Here is a 15,940-nt window from a genome sequence, read left to right as displayed (position 1 = left end):
TTCTACTTTGTTTAGGGTAAATCCCTCAATACGAAGCTGTGCTTTCGCATTAGGGGTTCCCCCGAATTGGATGCATTCAATCCTATCCCCATGGAAACCCGAAGAGCGGCCGGCAGAAACAATTGTTGATCTTAGGCACCAAGGTTTACAAAGTCGAAAAAGCTTGCCGGACAAGGCAGCAAATGAAAAAGCGCTCCCCGGAGCGTGTCCGGAAAGCGCTTTTCTGGTCGCCGGAACTTACGGGTCCCGGCGGCGTCCATCAGGCGAAAGCCTTAAGCCTTGGCAACCTTCTGGCCGGCGATGCGGCCGAAGACGAGGCAGTCAAGAATCGCGACGGAGCCGAGGCGGACGGCGCCATGCACGCCGCTCGTCGATTCGCCGGCGGCATAGAGGCCCGGGATGGGCTTGTCGTTGCGCACGTCGATCACCTGGCAGTTGAGGTCGGTGTAGAGACCGCCCATGCAGTGGTGAACCTTCGGCTGGCATTCGCCGATGTACCAGGGACCGTCAACCATCGGGACCTGGTCATTGTTGATGTAGCGGCCGAAAGCCGGATCCTTCTTCGATTTAACGGCTTCATTGAACGCTGCAATGGTCTTTTTGAGTTCGTCGAGCGGAATGCCCGCGCCCTTGGCCATGGCTTCAACGGTGTCGTACTTGTCAAGGATCTTCGCTTCGAGCATCTTTTCAAGGAAGCCCGGGCGCTGCTTCTTGAGCGGCTGCACGTTGGGTTCGTTGCAGATGGCGAAGGCCTTGAGGCCGTTCTGCTGCTCAACCATGATGGCGTCGGCGCGAACCTTGCGGTTGGCGAGTTCGTTCACGAAGCGGTCGCCCTTCGAGTTGACCCAGATGCCGTATTCAGCGGCAGCGGTCTGGTTGAACTGCCAGCCGATGCCCATGCCCTTTTCCTTCGGGTTGCCCCACGGGCCGCACTGAATCCAGTCGTTCTGAACCTGCAGGCAGCCGATGGCGGAGGTTTCGCGCCAGAGTTCGGACGTGGCCGAAGGCTGGTTGGTCGTATCGAGCGAAGCGTCGAGCTTCGGATCCTGATACATGCGGAACTTCACGTCGGCAGCGAAGCCGCCGTAGCAGAGGACGACGCCCTTCTTCGCGGCGATGCGCTTCACGGTGCCGGAGGTCTTGTCCGGGAACTTGTAGTTTTCACGGACCTCGAGGCCCGTCACGCGGCCGGTCTCATCGCGAACGATGTGTTCGACATAGGTGCGAAGACGAACGGGAATGCCGAGCTTCTTCACGTATTCGAGTTCCTTCATGACGATGCCCGAACCCGAACCGTTGGTGGTGGTCACATAGCGCGGAACGCTGTGGCCGCCTTCCTGGCCGATGGCATCGGGGAGGAACTGAACGCCGAGTTCATTGACGCACCACTCGTAGTTTGAAAGAACCTGAGTGACCATCTGATGAACTTTTTCACGGTTGTTCATGTAGGCGCCGGCAACGAGGATGTCCTTCTCAAGAAGCTCCTGAGAGTCCTTGATGCCGTGCATCTTCTGCTGCGGGCAGCCCGTAGCGGTCATGATGCCGCCGTTGATGGCGGAGTTGCCGCCGGCAAACGTCATCTTCTCGAGCACGATGACGTTGGCGCCGGCCTTCTTCGCCTCGATCGCAGCGGCAAGACCCGCGAAGCCCGTGCCGACAACGATGACGTCGACAGTCTCATCCCACTTGGGAGCGGCCTTCGCAAAAGCAGGCGCGGCAATGGCGGCGGTGCCCGCGATGGAACCGGCGATGAGGCTGCGGCGCGAAATGGAAGTGGTCATATATTTCTCTCCTTTCTAAGAGTGGCCTGAGCGGAATTGATTTTGAATGTGAAATGCTTCAAAAAGCATTTCCCGCTCAGGCATTGGCTCTACTTTGACGCCTTTTGGAAGGCCGCGCTTTGACGTCAGGCAAGAAAAGGTATGAGCACTTGTAAGAGGGCGTGAGAAGTGAGAAAATTACGTGTAAACAATTGAGTTCATTGAATTTGTGACTTTCCCTGATTGACAGAACTCGTTTTGGTAATACACGTTTTCTGCGTTTCCCGGGTGCGCTGAACCCGGGAAACGGCGAACGCGTTACTGCCTCAGCTCGCGCGGAGAATTGAGGGGCTGTTCCCGCACGCTCGAGCGGAAGGGATTGATGTCGATGCCGCCCCTCCGGGTGAACGCAGCCTGCACTTCGAGGATCCTGAGTTCAAAGCGCGACCGGAGGTCGTGAAAGATCTGCTCGACGCACTGCTCATGGAATCCCCGGTGCTGACGGTAGCTCGCGAGGTACCTGAGAAGCGATGCCGGGTCGACGGCTTCGCCCGCAAGGTGAATGGAAACGGAAGCGAAGTCGGGCTGTCCGGTGACGGGGCAGAGTGAGCGGAAGATGTTGGTCGACCAGAAGACCTCGCGCTCGTCTGCGCCAGAGTCCCTTTGAAGAAGGTCCGGCGCGACTTCATAGGCGTCAGCCTTTGTTTCGGGGAGCATTTCTTCCAGATTGTCGCCCGGCATCGGCGCGACCCTCGTTTCCCAGGTGCGCAGAGGGTTCACTTTGACCTGAACGGCGCCTCCGGCAGCCTCAGAAAGATCGCGCGTGAGAATCGCCTCGGCTTCCGCGGCGTCGGCAAGCTTCGTCATCGCAAAACTCATTGCATAGAGCTTCAGCGACTTCGATTCGATGATCGAAGGGGTCGATGCGGGGACGGTGAGCTCCACCTCGGCCGCATGGGGAAGGCCCCTATGGTCGAGCCAGGAGAATTCATAAAGGCGCCAGATGTCGGCGCCCTGAAAATCATGGTCGCCGATGGCGTCGCGCCCGAGCGCGCGGGGAATGGGCTGAAGAAGTTCCGGAGAATAGTGTTCGGCGTAGGTCGTCGCCTGGCCGAGCTTGGTCCCCTTGGGTTCAGGCATTAGAACGGTCAAAAGGTCACCTTTCTGTGAATTAAGCAGGCATGGTCGGAAAAATTGACCCGATTATGCACTGTCGCACGGGAAATGGAAGCTCGGAAGCGCATTCCTGGTTTTTGCTTTCGCATGCAGTCTCATCTTTGTCCGCCCGCAATCCCCCTAGGGGTGTTCGTCGGAATAATCGATTGCAGAGGCGTCAGGCAGGACCATCGCCTGCGCCAAACGTGAAAAGGAGAATCAAGCATGTTTTCCCGTCGTCATTTTCTAACGACTAGTCTTGCAGGAACCGCTGTACTTTGTGCGGCTTCGGCTGAGGCAGCACCGGTTCTTTCGCCAACGAAATGGGATGCAACTTATGACATCGTTATCGCGGGTGCAGGAGGTGCAGGGCTCGCAGCGGCCTGTGAAGCCGTCGACCAAAAGCTTTCTGCCGTGGTGTATGAAAAGATGGCCTTTATGGGAGGTTCCTCAGCGCTCTGCGGCGGGATGATCGCGGCAGCAGACACTCCAGAGCAAAAAGCAAACGGCATGAAGGATTCTGCCGAAATATTCGTGAAGGATCTTATGGTCTCCGGCGGAGGTTATGCCGATGAAAAAGTAGTCCGTGCATACGTGAAGGAAATTCTTGAGCATTATTTATGGCTCACCAAAACAATGGGTCTTAAGCCTGATGCTGTTGTTCAGCAGGGCGGTCAAAGCGTGCCGCGCTCGCATCACTTTGATCCAGGCAAGGTCTTGATGACGATGGCCGATTACGCCAAAAAGCACGGCGTGAAAGTGAAGACGAAAGTTAAGGTAGAACGCCTCGTATGGTCGTCTGACATGAAAAGAATTGAGGGCGTGCGCATCGAAGCCGGCGGCGAACAGAAATACATTCGTGCGAGGAAAGGCGTTCTGATCGCGACAGGTGGTTTCGCCGCTAATCCGACAATGCTGGCAAAGTACAATCCGCCTCTTAAGGAGGCTGCCGCGATTTCAGGAAAGGGGACAACGGGCGACGGCATTCTCATGGGGCTGCAAGCCGGCAGCGATATGGTTGACACTGCATACATCAAGGCGTCGTATGGCTTTAAGCCGCAACCGGTCTCGATTGACGAGATGACGCAGGTCTACTGGTCAGGCGGCATTGTCGTCAATCAGGCTGCAAGGCGCTTTGTTGATGAATCCATTTCGTACAAGAAGATGGGTGATTACGCGCTCGCGCAGCCTGAAGGCAAGTCTTACATCGTGTTTGATCAGGCTATTCTCGAGCGAGACTACAAGAATAATCCGCAAGGCCGTGTTCTCTGGAAGCCTATGTTAACGGGCAGCAAAAATGAGACTGCTAACCCACAGCGATAATGAGACTTTTTCTGCCCCTCTGGGTGACACCAGCAATCGGCAAGAGTTTCACAACAGCGCTGATCTTTTCAAGGAGGCGAAAAGCTACACAGCGGCTTTTCTGGTAACGCGCGAGCTTGCGGATTGGTTTGCGGGCATTGTGCTGGCCGAGCGCTCCACTTCGGCACCTGGCGGCGGTACCGGCATTTAGCCTACGGGCACTGAGGCAAGCTCTGTCAAGCGAACGTGGAATAAACGAGCGCGGCCTTCAGACGCGCGAAGCTTTATGCCGCGAAAGTCGCTTGACAGAAATCCCTGAGATATCATTTAGTTAAGGCGGATGCATCCAAGCGCAGCGCGCGGTGCATTCGCCTTAACGACCCACCATCTCAACGGTGCTTCAACCGTTGAGTTATCTCTTGGGCTTCAACTTTTCCTTGGCTGCTGCAATACGAGCATTGATTGCTTTCGCTTCTTCGATCTTTCGGTTCAGTTCCTCCCGTTTCGCCATCGCTTTCAGAGCCGATCTCCTTTGCATTTCGTGCCAGGGGCTCTTTTGCGTCGTTTCTGAGTCTCCTTTCTTTTGACGCCCCACTTCATCAACGCGGTGATTCAGTGTCTTGGCCGTTTCTTCCGGTGTTGCGACTGACATTTTCAATTTCGTTCTGTCGTGTTCCGTGAATTCGAGCACGTGGTAGCGTTTTCGGATTCTCGGCCCCTCTTTGGTGATCCGCTTGCGATGTTCAACCTCGTCGCACCAGAGGATTTCCACCCGCCCATCGGCATACTCCAGCAGATTGCACTCAGTCTTCATCATTGCTCCCCTCATGGAGCGGCCCACCCCGACAATCTGCAGTGTCTTGCTGCCGTAGGACACCGTCAGGTTCCTGCTGATCATACGTGTATGCCATCTGGCAAAGATCTGCTCAATGCGTTCTTTCGTTTCCTCCAGCAGCGGCGCGTGGCTATCCTTAGAGTCAGCGGGAGCAATTGCGAATTCTTGGTTATAGCTCGCCAGCAATTCCGGCATTCGTGAATTTGCTTCCGCCATATTTCTGATGCCCAGCACACGGAACTCTTTTGGCCATCGTCCCTGCAGCGTGCTGAATGTTCGCTCGACCCGCCCTTTGGCTTCTGGCGAATTAGCCCGTATCCCCGTTACCCCCAACTCCCGACAGACTCTTTGAAATTGTGTTTCCTCGGATTTTCCGCTCTTCGAGGGATTTACTGGGGCAAAGATGGAATGTCTGTCGCTGTACAGAGCCCATGGAATCCCATATTTTTCAATGTACTTATTCAGCAACTGAAGATATCCTTCAGATGTTTCTGTTGGATAGAAGCCGGCGACCATGATGCGGCTTGTTGCGTCATCGACAAAGATGAGAAGCGCGTAGCTGTTATCGTCTCCGGTTCCCTCGAACCATGGATGCGGACTGCCGTCAATTTGAATCAGTTCCCCAACGCTCGATCTGCGGCGGCGCAGCTTATGCGCGGTCGACCTGCGCTCCTTTGGAGTTTCTTCCGGACGAAGTGTTGTCAGGATTCGTCGTACCGTTTCAACGGAGACCTCAATACCCTCAATGAGCAAATACTTATGCAGGAGGGTTGCCTGGAAGCCCTCATATTTGCCTGTTGCAAACTCGATGATCCTCGCTCTGATCTGCGGATCGAGCTTATTGGCCGGAACACGATTCCCTTGACCGGTATGTGAGGGCAGCCGACCTGTCTCTCGCCAGTTCTTGAGATGCCGCATAAACGTGCTGCGAGGCATCTGCATCAATGTCTTGGCATCCTCAACGCTATAGAGATGCCTTTCGTAGCCTTCAAAAATTTCCTGAGGTGTCAGCCGAGGGATTTCGGACTCAACAACAGAAGGGCCCCGAGACTTTCTTGCTTGTTTCGACATAGCAGTCTCCTTGGTAATTAAGCCGAAGGGATTTCGACTTAATATCCAAGGAATACATTATGTTAAGAGGAAATACCATTGTCGATATTCAGCATATTCAGTAGTCTCATGCAGAGGTATCCTGTCTTATTGCTGTGGTATCTCATCTCATTTCGTCATGGCATCGGGTCCCATTCATTTGTATGCAGTTCTGCCGCTGGGGCAAGTAGTCTCAGTGCAGAGGTAAAGCTGACCAAGAGTGGTATGCCGTCTCATTCAGAGCGGTTTGCAGTCTCAATCCCTGTGGTAATCCATCTCTCTTTACGGAGGTATCGGGTCTCAGTGGTAATGGGTCTCGTGGTAGCGGAGGTATCCAGGCCAACAGGATGTTGGTATATCGTCCCGGTCAGATACGGTATATGGTCTCAAATCCTTGGCGTATCACGTCTCAAAGTCGTTGGCTAAACAGTCTCGTTTACGCTGACCGTTAACATGTTCTCTGGAAGCCTATCCTTGAGGATAAGAAGACGCCAGACTACGTTTTTGTAGGATCGACGATTGAAGAGGCTGCTATTAAGGCCGGCTTGAATCCTAAGGAACTTGAAGCAACGGTGAGACGTTACAACGGTTTCGCTGATGCAGGTAAAGATTCGGATTGCGGACGCACGTCACTTGCTTCTGGCAACGGCAAACTCGTACGTATTGAGAAGGCGCCTTTCTATATCTTCCCGGCTACTGCAGCCATGATCGGTACATACTGCGGTCTCAAGATCAATGAAAACGCCAATGTGGTTGACGTCTTCGGAGAAGCAGTTCCCGGGCTCTATGCAGCTGGCGAAACAACAGGGGGCTTCCATGGTGCGGGATATATTTCCGGCACTGCCTTTGCCAAGGGTCAGGCCTTTGGCCGCATCGCGGTGAAGGCTATGGCGAGGTAATTGCTTTCTGAAGCAAATTGCCCAGATCTCAATTTTTACGATTACTCGGGGCAGTGCATTAGATGGCACTGCTCCGATTCTTTGCTTTTTCGGAAATAGTCCAGGAAGCTTCAAAGAAATTGTCGGCTCAAAGTTCTATCCCAAGCTTCGCAAATAGCGCATGCACACGCTTTATTGACGAGACAGAGAGCCGCTTGAACACGGACGATTTATGGTTTTCGATAGTTTTTTCGGATAAGCCGAGTCGTTCACCGACTTCTCCATTACTCAGGCCCGATAGAGAGAGTTTCAGGATTTGACGTTCACGAGTGGTCAGCTGAGAGATCCGTGACTCAATTTCTTCTTTCGGAGGCAATCCGAAGCGGTTCTTATGGTCGGCTTCGATTGCTCGAGAAACGGCATTGACCAGGCGTTCCGGCTTGATTGGTTTAGGGATGAAGTCGAAGGCTCCAAAGTGCATCGTATGAACTGCCATGTCAATGTCGCCGTGACCGGATAAGAAAATGATGGGCGCTGTGAAGCCGCGTCTTTTGAGTTCCTGCTGGAGTTCAAGGCCGCTCATGCCGGGCATTTTCACATCAAGCACCAAGCAGCCTGGAGCACTTGGCGCATCGTTTTTCAGAAATGACGTTGCATCCGGATAGGCGGTTGTTTGCCAGCCTTCCTGCGAGAAGAGAAAAACCAAAGCATCCCGGACAGCCTCTTCGTCGTCGACCACTCGAATCAAAGGAAGTTCGTTAGCTTTGCAGGTCATGTTTTTCTCCCGGTTTTGTTCCCCTAGACTTGCCTTGTTCGGTTTTGAGCCTTGGGAGTCGTAAAACGACTCGAAGACTGCCTCGGTCGCTTCGTTCAAAAACAACGTTTCCACACTGGGCCTCAATGAGGGCTTTTACGATTGAAAGGCCGAGCCCCAAGCCGTCAGGTTTTGAGGTATCCATCGCCGATACAAGACCCTGGAATTGTGCAAATGCTTCCTGGTCCATCGCGGGGCCATTGTCTTCTACGGCAATTTCGCAGAAATCGGATTCGGTGCTGGAAATTCCTACCGTAATTCGGATCCTGGGCTCCCGGATATTGGATGTTGCCTGTACTTCTTCTGCGTTTCGCATCAGGTTAAGAAGCACAAGTTCAATTTCAATGGGATCTACGAAGGCAACGGTTTTTTGCTGCGAGAGTTCCTCGATGCGGACAGCCGCTTTGCGCTTGCCGCTGGAAGCAAAGGTGGCCGCTGCTTTCCTGGCGATATCGGCAAGAGACACAGTTCGTTTTTCGGTTTCATTACGCTTTAGGTAATTCCGGATTTTTTGAACTATGGCTTCCGCATTTTCAGTTTGTTTCTCAATCTTTGAGAGGACATTGAGGATAGCCTCCTTGTCGATGGCGTCGTTTTGGATCATGCGCCTGATGCCATAGGCATAGACGCTCACAGCCGAAAGCGGCTGCCTGATTTCATGGGCGAATAATGAGCCGACCTGCCCTAAAAGTCCGATTCGTTCCATCATGCGGATGCGTTTGCTGGCTTGCTCAGCCTGAGCCTCGAAGGCATGTTCCCGGGCAAGTGAGGCTGATAGTGCTGCCGTGCGGCGATTCACCAGCATGCCGACGATGAAGCTGTGAGTGAGCAGCATGATGACAGCCAGCATGCCGGCGAGAAACCACGGCTTATAGTCGCGCCAAATTTGATTGATTGACCATTTTCGCAGCTTCGCATAAGCATCCAAATCAAGAGCGGTCAAGGCCTCGTCAACAGCCGAGAAATCCGTTGGTTCACTCCAATAGAAGCCGGCAGGGTCCGGTGAGCTGGAGAGAAGAGCACCCACGAGCCGCCTTGAAATCTCCGGGGAGAGTGTGGGTGCAGAGGCCAGAACAGCTCCTGGATAGAGAGTCGTCGTGTGGGCGCAGGCCAGACCGTTTGAGCTCTTTGGTGAAATAACGCGCAAGGCTGCAGTATGAAGAACCTTGCTGTCGGCAGCTTTTTCCAATGCACAGACGGGCAGCAGCATGGCCGCGTATGTTCCTGCTCGGAGTGCATCCATGAGCGCAGGAACGTCAAGAGAGGTGCGGACGATTTCAAGGTCGCCAACGGGTAACCGTTCCTGTACCCAGTCGGCCTGAAGCGCCATGGCAGGAGTGAGGCCAGCATCCTTAGGCAATGCGATTCGTGTCGATTTGAGTGAGGAAAGTTGACCTGCGGTTGAATTGTCGGCATTCGTGAGAAGCAGACCACCATCTGAACGATTGGGATCAAATACCCGATCATGCATTACAACTGCAATGCTTCTCCAGGAAGACATGCCTATCTGCCGATAGCGGAAAGGTGAAGTAAGAAGAAGGTCTGCGCTGGCACGTTTCGCTACTGACTCAAGAGCTTGCGATTCAAGTGCTTCAATTTGTATGGGAACGCCTGGCGCGGATTCGCTTACTTTATTGATAAGGTCCGCAATGCGTCCATAATTTTCCAGCATAGGCTCTTCGGCATCAATGGCAATTCGAATCTTCGCGCCGGGAAAGTCAGCCCAAGCTTCCCCAGACAAGAAAAGAGAAAGAACGGAGATGCTCGCGCAAGCCCAGCAGATTAAATCACGAAGACGGGCGAACATCATATGCCGCCCTTCAACCCAAAATTAGTATTTCGCCGAGGCTGAGCCGCTGCTTCAATTCCTGCCAGACGCCCAAAGGCAAAAGCAGCTGCATAATGCGTGCCGCCTATGGAGCCGCGGCCATGGAGTCCGCCGATGACTTCTCCTGCCGCATAGAGGCGGGGAATTGGGCGGCCGTTTGCATCGAGCGCTTCAGCCTTGGGAGAAATGGCAATGCCGCAGTAGGTGCCGAGAAAAGCGGGAACTACGGACAAAATATAAAAGGGTGGTACCTCAAGAGGGATAACCTTTCCGATGCCAAAATCAAGAGAACTTCTGCCGAATGAAGCTTCACGGCCCAGTGCGCTGATCTCATTGTTGTACTTCTCGATCTCCGTGATAAAGTCCTCTACTGGAAGTCCGGCTGCTGCTGCCGCGTCTTTCAACGTTTCGGCGGATGCTAGGCCATGGACGCTCAGGCCCTTGTCGATGGGCGAGAAGATGAGACGATCGACCGCACGGGACTTCATTTGTTGCAGGCGGACTCTTTCGTCGAAAACTAGAAAGGTTGCTGCATCGGGTTGTTCAATAGCCTTTGATGCAATTGTTGTGTAGTCGAGCGATTCGTCAACGAATCGTCGTCCAAGTTTATTGACTGCGACAGCGCCTCCGTAAAAGATGTGAGTCATTGCATTGATCGACTCCGGGTGCGACAGAAAGGCATAGGCGGCATGGAGATTATCCATATCTCGCAAATTTGCACCAACCTCTGCCGCCATTCGAATACCATCGCCTGTAGAGCCCGGCGCAGTGAGGCAGGGCGCATTAAGCAGCTTCGGCGCATAACGCGCAACCATCTCCCGGTTGCGGCCGAATCCGCCCGTAGCGAGAATCACTGCCCGGCGAGCCTGAATTTTCCAGGTCTTTCCAGCCTGTTTCACTTCAATTCCCCAAATACCTTTTTCCGAAGTTTCTGCTCGAATCAGCTTCGTAACCTCGCTTCCGGTTCGAATGCTGACGCCAAGCGATTCGGCCCGTCGTCGAAGAAAGTTAATGACTTCGAAAGGAAGAAAACAATGCGCGCGACGTACGCTCAGGCCAGAATTGACGCTGACGGTATATGGTGTAACGCCTTGAGAAACAAGCCATTCAAGTGCAGTCCGCCCCGATCGGATCAACGCCCAGACCACGTCAGGATCACTTTTGTCGTCGCCTGCACGCATGATGTCTTGGAAAAATGCGTCGTCTGTATCCTTGATGCCTAGATCAGCTTGGATCGAAGTGCAGGAGGCGCTCCAATTGCCTTCGCAAAGAACAGAGGTGCCGCCGATCAATGGTTCTTTCTCAAGAACCAGGATCCGGCCCGCGCTGGCTTTTTGAGCCATAACGGCAGCAGTGAGGCCAGCCGCTCCGGCACCGGCAATGACGACATCAAAAATTTCTGCTGGAGGTTCTTCATGCAGAGAATTGTTTTGCGCCACTGCCGGCAGCGATGTACTGAGGAGAGCAGCCTTCAGGAGCCTGCGGCGAATCATATTGGCTGTCTCCTCATCTGCGTAAGACCGTCTGAGGCATTTTCCGGAAATATTCCGCGAGCTCAGGGAGGCGCATCTCGCCGGCGGCCGTTCTGACGATGACATCGTCCAAACCCGGAACGCTCCGGAGCCTCACGCCGTTGCGCAGAAGAAAGAGAATGGCAGAGTTCATGGAGGCGCGCTTGTTTCCGTCAGAAAAGACGTGCCCTCGGGCTATGGCAATGCAATACATAGCCGCCAGTGCGTAGAGATCGTCGATGCCTTCGTACGCTGAAAAATTAATGACGCGAGCAATCAGCGCTTCGACTTTGCCTTGCGAAACGACTCCCGGCAGGCCTCCAAAGACCTCGACGGCCAGGTCGTGAACGCGGATGATCTCTTCTGCGGCGAGATGACGGATACAAGCAGTCATTTCGAAGTCAGCGCCGCATTGGCGTCATGAAATTCAGTAAAAATCTCGTCTATCTCCTGATCGAGGATCTGTCTGCGCATGCGCTCGTACTCCTCGCTCGAGAGGAGTACGGCAACGGTCTTCCCGCGCACATTGATGCGTACGGGCTCCAGGTTGTCTGAATTGAGCGCCTGAACAAGAGAAGAAAGATTTTTGCGCGCATCAGAAATGGAAAGAGGTTCCATCAGCACACCTCGCGAAGAAAGGTACAACCAAATGTACTTTTACTTGTGCAAAGCTTGCAATCCGGAACGCTCAGAAATCTGATGCGTGCCTTGGCGCATTGAATGTCTTCAGGTCAGGCCTCAGAAGAGCCGGCATCAATCCTTCCGGGTTCCCGGAATCGGCGTCGCGAGCGGCTGCCCGTTGAGCGCGAGACGGATGTTTTCCATCACGAGTTCCGCCATGGCGTCGCGCGTTTCGACGGTTGCGGAGCCGATGTGGGGTGCAAGCACAACGTTCCCGAGCTTGAGAAGCCCCGCTTCAACATGCGGCTCGTGCTCGAAGACGTCAAGCGCAGCGCCCGCGATCGTTTTCCTTTCGAGCGCCTCAATGAGCGCTTCCGTATCCACAAGCGCGCCGCGGGCGATGTTGACGAGGAATCCTTTCGGGCCCAGGGCCTCGAGCACCTCGCGATTGATGAGATGATGCGTTTCAGGCGTGGCCGGAATGACGACGATGAGCGCATCGCACCAGGCGGCGAGATCCTTCACCGTTTCAAAGTACTGCCAGGGCACATCCTTCGGCGCGCGCGCCGTGTAGCCCACTTCCATCCGGAAGGCGCGGGCGCGTTCGGCGACGACCTTGCCGATTCGGCCGAGCCCGGCGATGCCGAGCCGGCATCCGGCGACGCGGCGGCCAAGGGGGAAGTTTTCATTGGGCCATCTTCCGGCGCGCACGAAGGCGTCGGCGGCGGGAAGCGACCTCGCAAGCGCAAGGAGAAGCCCGATCGCGAGGTCGGCCACGTCTTCAGAGAGCACGTCCGGCGTATGGCAGGCGCGAAGCCCCCGGCGGGCGATGGCGGAAACATCAAAGCCGTCGAAGCCCACGCCGAAGTCGCCCACCATGCGAAGCGCCGGGTAGTGCGAAAGCTCTTCGTCCGTCACTTTGAGGTTGGAGGCGGAAATGAGCACGTCGGCATGGGGCGCGACTTCTCTAAACTCTTTTTCATTCATGCGGTCGCGGTGAAAGACCGCGCCGATTTCGGGGAGGCGCTTCAGGAGCGGGTGAGCCGGGTTGGAGGAGGGAATAAGGTTGACGATGATCGGACGGCCGTTCTGCATGACGCTTCTCTGATTCGATGGAAGATGTGACGGAAAAATACGGATGCAAAAAGTGTATCCCGGAAGCAGGCGGCGCGCGGATGTCACCGGACGCCCGCCGCGGGTCCTCCTGCGCCCGAGGTCAAGGCCGGTGCCGGAGGATGTCCGCAGAGACGCATTGAAAATGCGTTTCCTCATGCCGCGAACACAGTGTTTACGTGAGGGCGCCGCCTTCAATCAACAAAGGAATTAGGCATTTGAGCTAATATGCGTCGTTTCCTCATTTCAGCGCCCCCGCAGACTCACGAAGGCGTTAACTTTGCGCCGCCTTTGCGAGGAGTTTTTTTCAAGCACCAGCCCGGACCTCTCTTTTTCCCCGTTTACGACGATGCAGACCCGTTCAACCTTGAAACCTCGAAACTATCTGAGGGAGAGATTGTCTCTATGGAAAGCCAGCGGGGCAGGGAAGGCCGCGATTGCGGTCAATGCCTTCTTTCTTGCACTCCTTCTAATCATTGTGCCCATTGAGCGGGAGCCCTTCCGGAGCATTGCGAGGCGCAAGGCTTATTTCTACCCGCAGGTCGACTTTGATCGTCCGCGGATTCTGGATCCTCTGAGGCTCGTCATTCAGACCTTCTGGCTTCTCTTTGTGAAGCCGACTGACCCGTATCATCCCGTTCGCTCCCCGTGGTCGCGTCTTGTTGATGCGGTCGTTCGCATTCTGCGCGCATTGGGCGCCGTCATTTCCCGCATTGGTTCGGCCTGGGGCGCCTTCTGCCTCGCGCTCGTAAAGCGCCTGCCGGCGCTTTCCAACCAGGGCGAAAAGAGCGAGGCCGGGTCGGGCCGCGGACAGACCATCATCGTCTGGACGATCGTTCTTCTGGGACTTGCGCTCGCGGCGCTCTGCATTACGCAGCCCTTTACGCTCGAAGGTCAGGTGATCTTCCTCTCCTTCATGTTCTTCTCGATGATCGCGCTCGTGCGGGTGAAGGCGCGCATCACGCTCATGCTGCTCTTCGTGATTTCGATCGTCGTTTCGGGGCGCTACCTCTGGTGGCGCGCGACGTCGACCCTCAACACGAATACGTGGCTTGACGTCCTCTTTACGTCGCTCCTTCTCGGCGCGGAACTCTATGCCTTTGCGGTGATGTGCTTCGGCTACTTCCAGGTCTGCTGGACGCTTGACCGCAAAATCTGTCCGCTCCCCGAGGACCGCGCGGTCTGGCCCGACGTGGACATCTTCATTCCGACCTACAACGAGTCGCTCGACGTGATCAAGCCCACGGTCTTTGCCGCGCTCAATCTCGACTGGCCGAAGGAGAAGCTTCACGTCCACATTCTCGACGACGGGAGCCGCGATGCTTTCCGGCAGTTCGCCGACGAGGTGGGCGCCGGCTACATCAAGCGCGATGAGCACAATCACGCGAAGGCGGGCAACATCAATCACGCTCTGACCGTTACTTCGGGCGAACACATCGTCATCTTCGACTGCGACCACGTGCCTTCGAAGGACTTCCTCGTCTCGACCGTGGGCTGGCTCGTGAAGGACCCGAAGATCGCGCTCGTGCAGACGCCGCATCACTTCTATTCGCCCGATCCCTTCGAAAAGAACATGCACCTCGACCGGGCGCTTCCGATCGAGAATTCACTCTTTCACGACTTCATCCAGAAGGGGAACGACACCTGGAACGCCACGATGTTCTGCGGCTCATCGGCCGTCATGAGAAGAAAGGCGCTTCTGGAAGTAGGCGGCATTGCTGTTGAGACGGTGACCGAGGACGCTCATACGTCCCTGAAGCTCAACCGCCGCGGCTGGAAGTCGGCCTTCATTGAACGTCCGGTCGCCTCGGGGCTCTCGACCGATACGCTTGCCGCCCATATCGGGCAGCGCATCCGCTGGGCGCGCGGGATGATTCAGATTCTGAGGCTCGACTGCCCGCTTCTCGGGCGCGGGCTCACGCTCGCGCAGAGGCTCTGCTTCTTCAACGCAATGCTCCACTTCCTGCACGGGCTCCCGCGCATCATCTTCCTTCTTGCGCCCTTGCCCTACATGCTCGCCGACGTGTACGTGATCTATGCCACCGCCGCATCGATCTTCGCCTACGTTATTCCGCACATGGTGCATTCGGCGGTAACGAACCAGCGCCTGCAGCACGGGTACCGGTATCCCTTCCTTTCGGGCGTCTATGAGACGGTGCTCTCCTGGTACATCCTGATCCCGACGACGGTGGCGCTCATCGCGCCCAAAATCGGCAAATTCAACGTCACGGCCAAGGGCGGCACGATCGACAGCAAGTACCTCGACTGGCATATCTCAAAGCCCTACCTGGTGCTCATCGCGCTCAATTTTGCGGGACTGCTTGCGGGCTTCTGGAAGGCCTTCGCGTCGCCTGATCCCGAATATCTGACTCTTGCGATCAATATGGGCTGGATCGTCTACAACCTGATGGTTCTGGGCGCCACGATGGCCGTTGCCGTCGAGGACGTGCAGAAGGACAAGTTCCCGCGAGTGCCGTTGAACCTCTCCGCAAAGATTGTTCTTCCCGACGGTTCGGAACTCCCGGCAGAGGTCTGCGAATTCTCCCAGGAAGGCGTGCGGGTTCTTGCGGCTCAAGGAAATGACGCCGAATTTGCGGCGCTTCTCACGATGCCCGCCGGCGAAACCCTTCAGATTGAACTCCCCGCCGACGACGGCAGAAGGGAAGTTTTCCGCGCGAGCCTCGCACCGGAAGACCCGACGCGAACGGATCTCCCGAAGGGCGGGCGCGACCTTATTTTCGAGTTCGAAAGCTATGCCGACGAGCGGCGCTTCAATTCGCTCACCTTCTCGCGGCGCGGGATCTGGGCGAAGAAGCCCGATGAGACGGTCGACGACCGCTTCATCACGGGCTTCCTCGAACTCGGCCGCATTGCGCTCTACGGCTACCGCTCCATGATCGAATTTCTCCCCGGGAAGATGCTCCCGGCGTTCCGCGATTTGATCGGGTCGCTTCTCCCGAGAACGCCCCGGCGCGAGAAGGATCTCGTCGGTCTGCGCTGAAAAGTTGAGAAGAATTCATAAAAATCAATAAAA

Annotated in this window: 13 protein-coding genes; 4 read left to right on the top strand and 9 right to left on the bottom strand. The window is 55.5% G+C overall.

Annotated elements, in window-relative coordinates; translation table 11 throughout:
* Nucleotides 1-272: 272 nt before the first annotated feature.
* Together FG381_RS02385 and FG381_RS02380 are read right to left on the bottom strand one after the other, a co-directional pair.
* Nucleotides 273-1,781: a flavocytochrome c gene (locus tag FG381_RS02385; RefSeq protein ID WP_139687368.1), complete on the bottom strand. Its 1,509-nt coding sequence runs from the start codon at nt 1,779-1,781 to the stop codon at nt 273-275.
* A gap of 297 nt (nt 1,782-2,078) precedes the next feature.
* Complete coding sequence (locus tag FG381_RS02380; protein WP_139687367.1) at nt 2,079-2,900, bottom strand: NADPH-dependent 7-cyano-7-deazaguanine reductase QueF; 822 nt, start codon at nt 2,898-2,900, stop codon at nt 2,079-2,081.
* Between the two features lie 240 nt (nt 2,901-3,140).
* Between FG381_RS02380 and FG381_RS02375 the strand changes: the two genes are divergently transcribed.
* Together FG381_RS02375 and FG381_RS02370 are read left to right on the top strand one after the other, a co-directional pair.
* Nucleotides 3,141-4,238 (top strand): FAD-dependent oxidoreductase, encoded by a 1,098-nt coding sequence (locus FG381_RS02375; RefSeq protein ID WP_139687366.1) that lies wholly within the window; start codon nt 3,141-3,143, stop codon nt 4,236-4,238.
* Complete coding sequence (locus FG381_RS02370) at nt 4,213-4,428, top strand: hypothetical protein (protein ID WP_139687002.1); 216 nt, start codon at nt 4,213-4,215, stop codon at nt 4,426-4,428. Before FG381_RS02375 ends, FG381_RS02370 begins: the two co-directional genes overlap by 26 nt.
* A 201-nt stretch (nt 4,429-4,629) precedes the next feature.
* Here FG381_RS02370 and FG381_RS02365 read toward each other — a convergent pair whose 3' ends face one another.
* Nucleotides 4,630-6,123 (bottom strand): ISNCY family transposase, encoded by a 1,494-nt coding sequence (locus FG381_RS02365; RefSeq protein WP_139687003.1) that lies wholly within the window; start codon nt 6,121-6,123, stop codon nt 4,630-4,632.
* Nucleotides 6,124-6,686: 563 nt separating this feature from the next.
* Here FG381_RS02365 and FG381_RS02360 point away from each other — a divergent pair.
* Nucleotides 6,687-7,040 (top strand): FAD-binding protein, encoded by a 354-nt coding sequence (locus tag FG381_RS02360; RefSeq protein ID WP_226960284.1) that lies wholly within the window; start codon nt 6,687-6,689, stop codon nt 7,038-7,040.
* 127 nt (nt 7,041-7,167) lie between these two features.
* Here FG381_RS02360 and FG381_RS02355 read toward each other — a convergent pair whose 3' ends face one another.
* From FG381_RS02355 to FG381_RS02330, 6 genes are all read right to left on the bottom strand, one after another.
* Nucleotides 7,168-7,794 carry a response regulator transcription factor gene (locus FG381_RS02355; protein ID WP_139687364.1) on the bottom strand — a complete coding sequence of 209 codons (627 nt, stop codon included), beginning with the start codon at nt 7,792-7,794 and terminating at the stop codon, nt 7,168-7,170.
* On the bottom strand, nt 7,778-9,643 hold the full coding sequence (locus tag FG381_RS02350) for a sensor histidine kinase (RefSeq protein WP_139687363.1): 1,866 nt from the start codon (nt 9,641-9,643) through the stop codon (nt 7,778-7,780). Before FG381_RS02350 ends, FG381_RS02355 begins: the two co-directional genes overlap by 17 nt.
* Nucleotides 9,640-11,154 carry an FAD-dependent oxidoreductase gene (locus tag FG381_RS02345; RefSeq protein WP_165697807.1) on the bottom strand — a complete coding sequence of 505 codons (1,515 nt, stop codon included), beginning with the start codon at nt 11,152-11,154 and terminating at the stop codon, nt 9,640-9,642. The genes FG381_RS02350 and FG381_RS02345 overlap by 4 nt, the downstream gene beginning before the upstream one ends.
* Before the next feature lie 13 nt (nt 11,155-11,167).
* Nucleotides 11,168-11,566, bottom strand: a complete 399-nt coding sequence (locus FG381_RS02340) for a type II toxin-antitoxin system death-on-curing family toxin (RefSeq protein ID WP_139687361.1) — start codon at nt 11,564-11,566, stop codon at nt 11,168-11,170.
* Nucleotides 11,563-11,790 carry a type II toxin-antitoxin system Phd/YefM family antitoxin gene (locus tag FG381_RS02335; protein ID WP_139687360.1) on the bottom strand — a complete coding sequence of 76 codons (228 nt, stop codon included), beginning with the start codon at nt 11,788-11,790 and terminating at the stop codon, nt 11,563-11,565. Before FG381_RS02335 ends, FG381_RS02340 begins: the two co-directional genes overlap by 4 nt.
* 135 nt (nt 11,791-11,925) lie before the next feature.
* Nucleotides 11,926-12,888 carry a 2-hydroxyacid dehydrogenase gene (locus FG381_RS02330; protein WP_139687359.1) on the bottom strand — a complete coding sequence of 321 codons (963 nt, stop codon included), beginning with the start codon at nt 12,886-12,888 and terminating at the stop codon, nt 11,926-11,928.
* Between the two features lie 415 nt (nt 12,889-13,303).
* Between FG381_RS02330 and bcsA the strand changes: the two genes are divergently transcribed.
* Nucleotides 13,304-15,907 (top strand): UDP-forming cellulose synthase catalytic subunit, encoded by a 2,604-nt coding sequence (gene bcsA / locus FG381_RS02325; RefSeq protein WP_226960283.1) that lies wholly within the window; start codon nt 13,304-13,306, stop codon nt 15,905-15,907.
* Nucleotides 15,908-15,940 lie beyond the last annotated feature (33 nt).

Origin of the sequence: Sutterella faecalis (assembly GCF_006337085.1) — a bacterium.
Taxonomy (GTDB): Bacteria; Pseudomonadota; Gammaproteobacteria; order Burkholderiales; family Burkholderiaceae_F; genus Sutterella; species Sutterella faecalis.
This window is presented reverse-complemented; position numbering and strand designations above follow the sequence as displayed.

Excerpts from the sequence above, each read along its gene's own strand:
- FG381_RS02375 (WP_139687366.1), top strand. The coding sequence starts at position 3,141 with ATGTTTTCCCGTCGTCATTTTCTAACGACTAGTCTTGCAGGAACCGCT.
- FG381_RS02355 (WP_139687364.1), bottom strand. The coding sequence starts at position 7,794 with ATGACCTGCAAAGCTAACGAACTTCCTTTGATTCGAGTGGTCGACGAC.
- FG381_RS02380 (WP_139687367.1), bottom strand. The coding sequence starts at position 2,900 with ATGCCTGAACCCAAGGGGACCAAGCTCGGCCAGGCGACGACCTACGCC.
- FG381_RS02370 (WP_139687002.1), top strand. The coding sequence starts at position 4,213 with ATGAGACTGCTAACCCACAGCGATAATGAGACTTTTTCTGCCCCTCTG.
- FG381_RS02330 (WP_139687359.1), bottom strand. The coding sequence starts at position 12,888 with ATGCAGAACGGCCGTCCGATCATCGTCAACCTTATTCCCTCCTCCAAC.
- FG381_RS02335 (WP_139687360.1), bottom strand. The coding sequence starts at position 11,790 with ATGGAACCTCTTTCCATTTCTGATGCGCGCAAAAATCTTTCTTCTCTT.
- FG381_RS02345 (WP_165697807.1), bottom strand. The coding sequence starts at position 11,154 with ATGATTCGCCGCAGGCTCCTGAAGGCTGCTCTCCTCAGTACATCGCTG.
- FG381_RS02340 (WP_139687361.1), bottom strand. The coding sequence starts at position 11,566 with ATGACTGCTTGTATCCGTCATCTCGCCGCAGAAGAGATCATCCGCGTT.
- FG381_RS02365 (WP_139687003.1), bottom strand. The coding sequence starts at position 6,123 with ATGTCGAAACAAGCAAGAAAGTCTCGGGGCCCTTCTGTTGTTGAGTCC.
- FG381_RS02385 (WP_139687368.1), bottom strand. The coding sequence starts at position 1,781 with ATGACCACTTCCATTTCGCGCCGCAGCCTCATCGCCGGTTCCATCGCG.
- FG381_RS02350 (WP_139687363.1), bottom strand. The coding sequence starts at position 9,643 with ATGATGTTCGCCCGTCTTCGTGATTTAATCTGCTGGGCTTGCGCGAGC.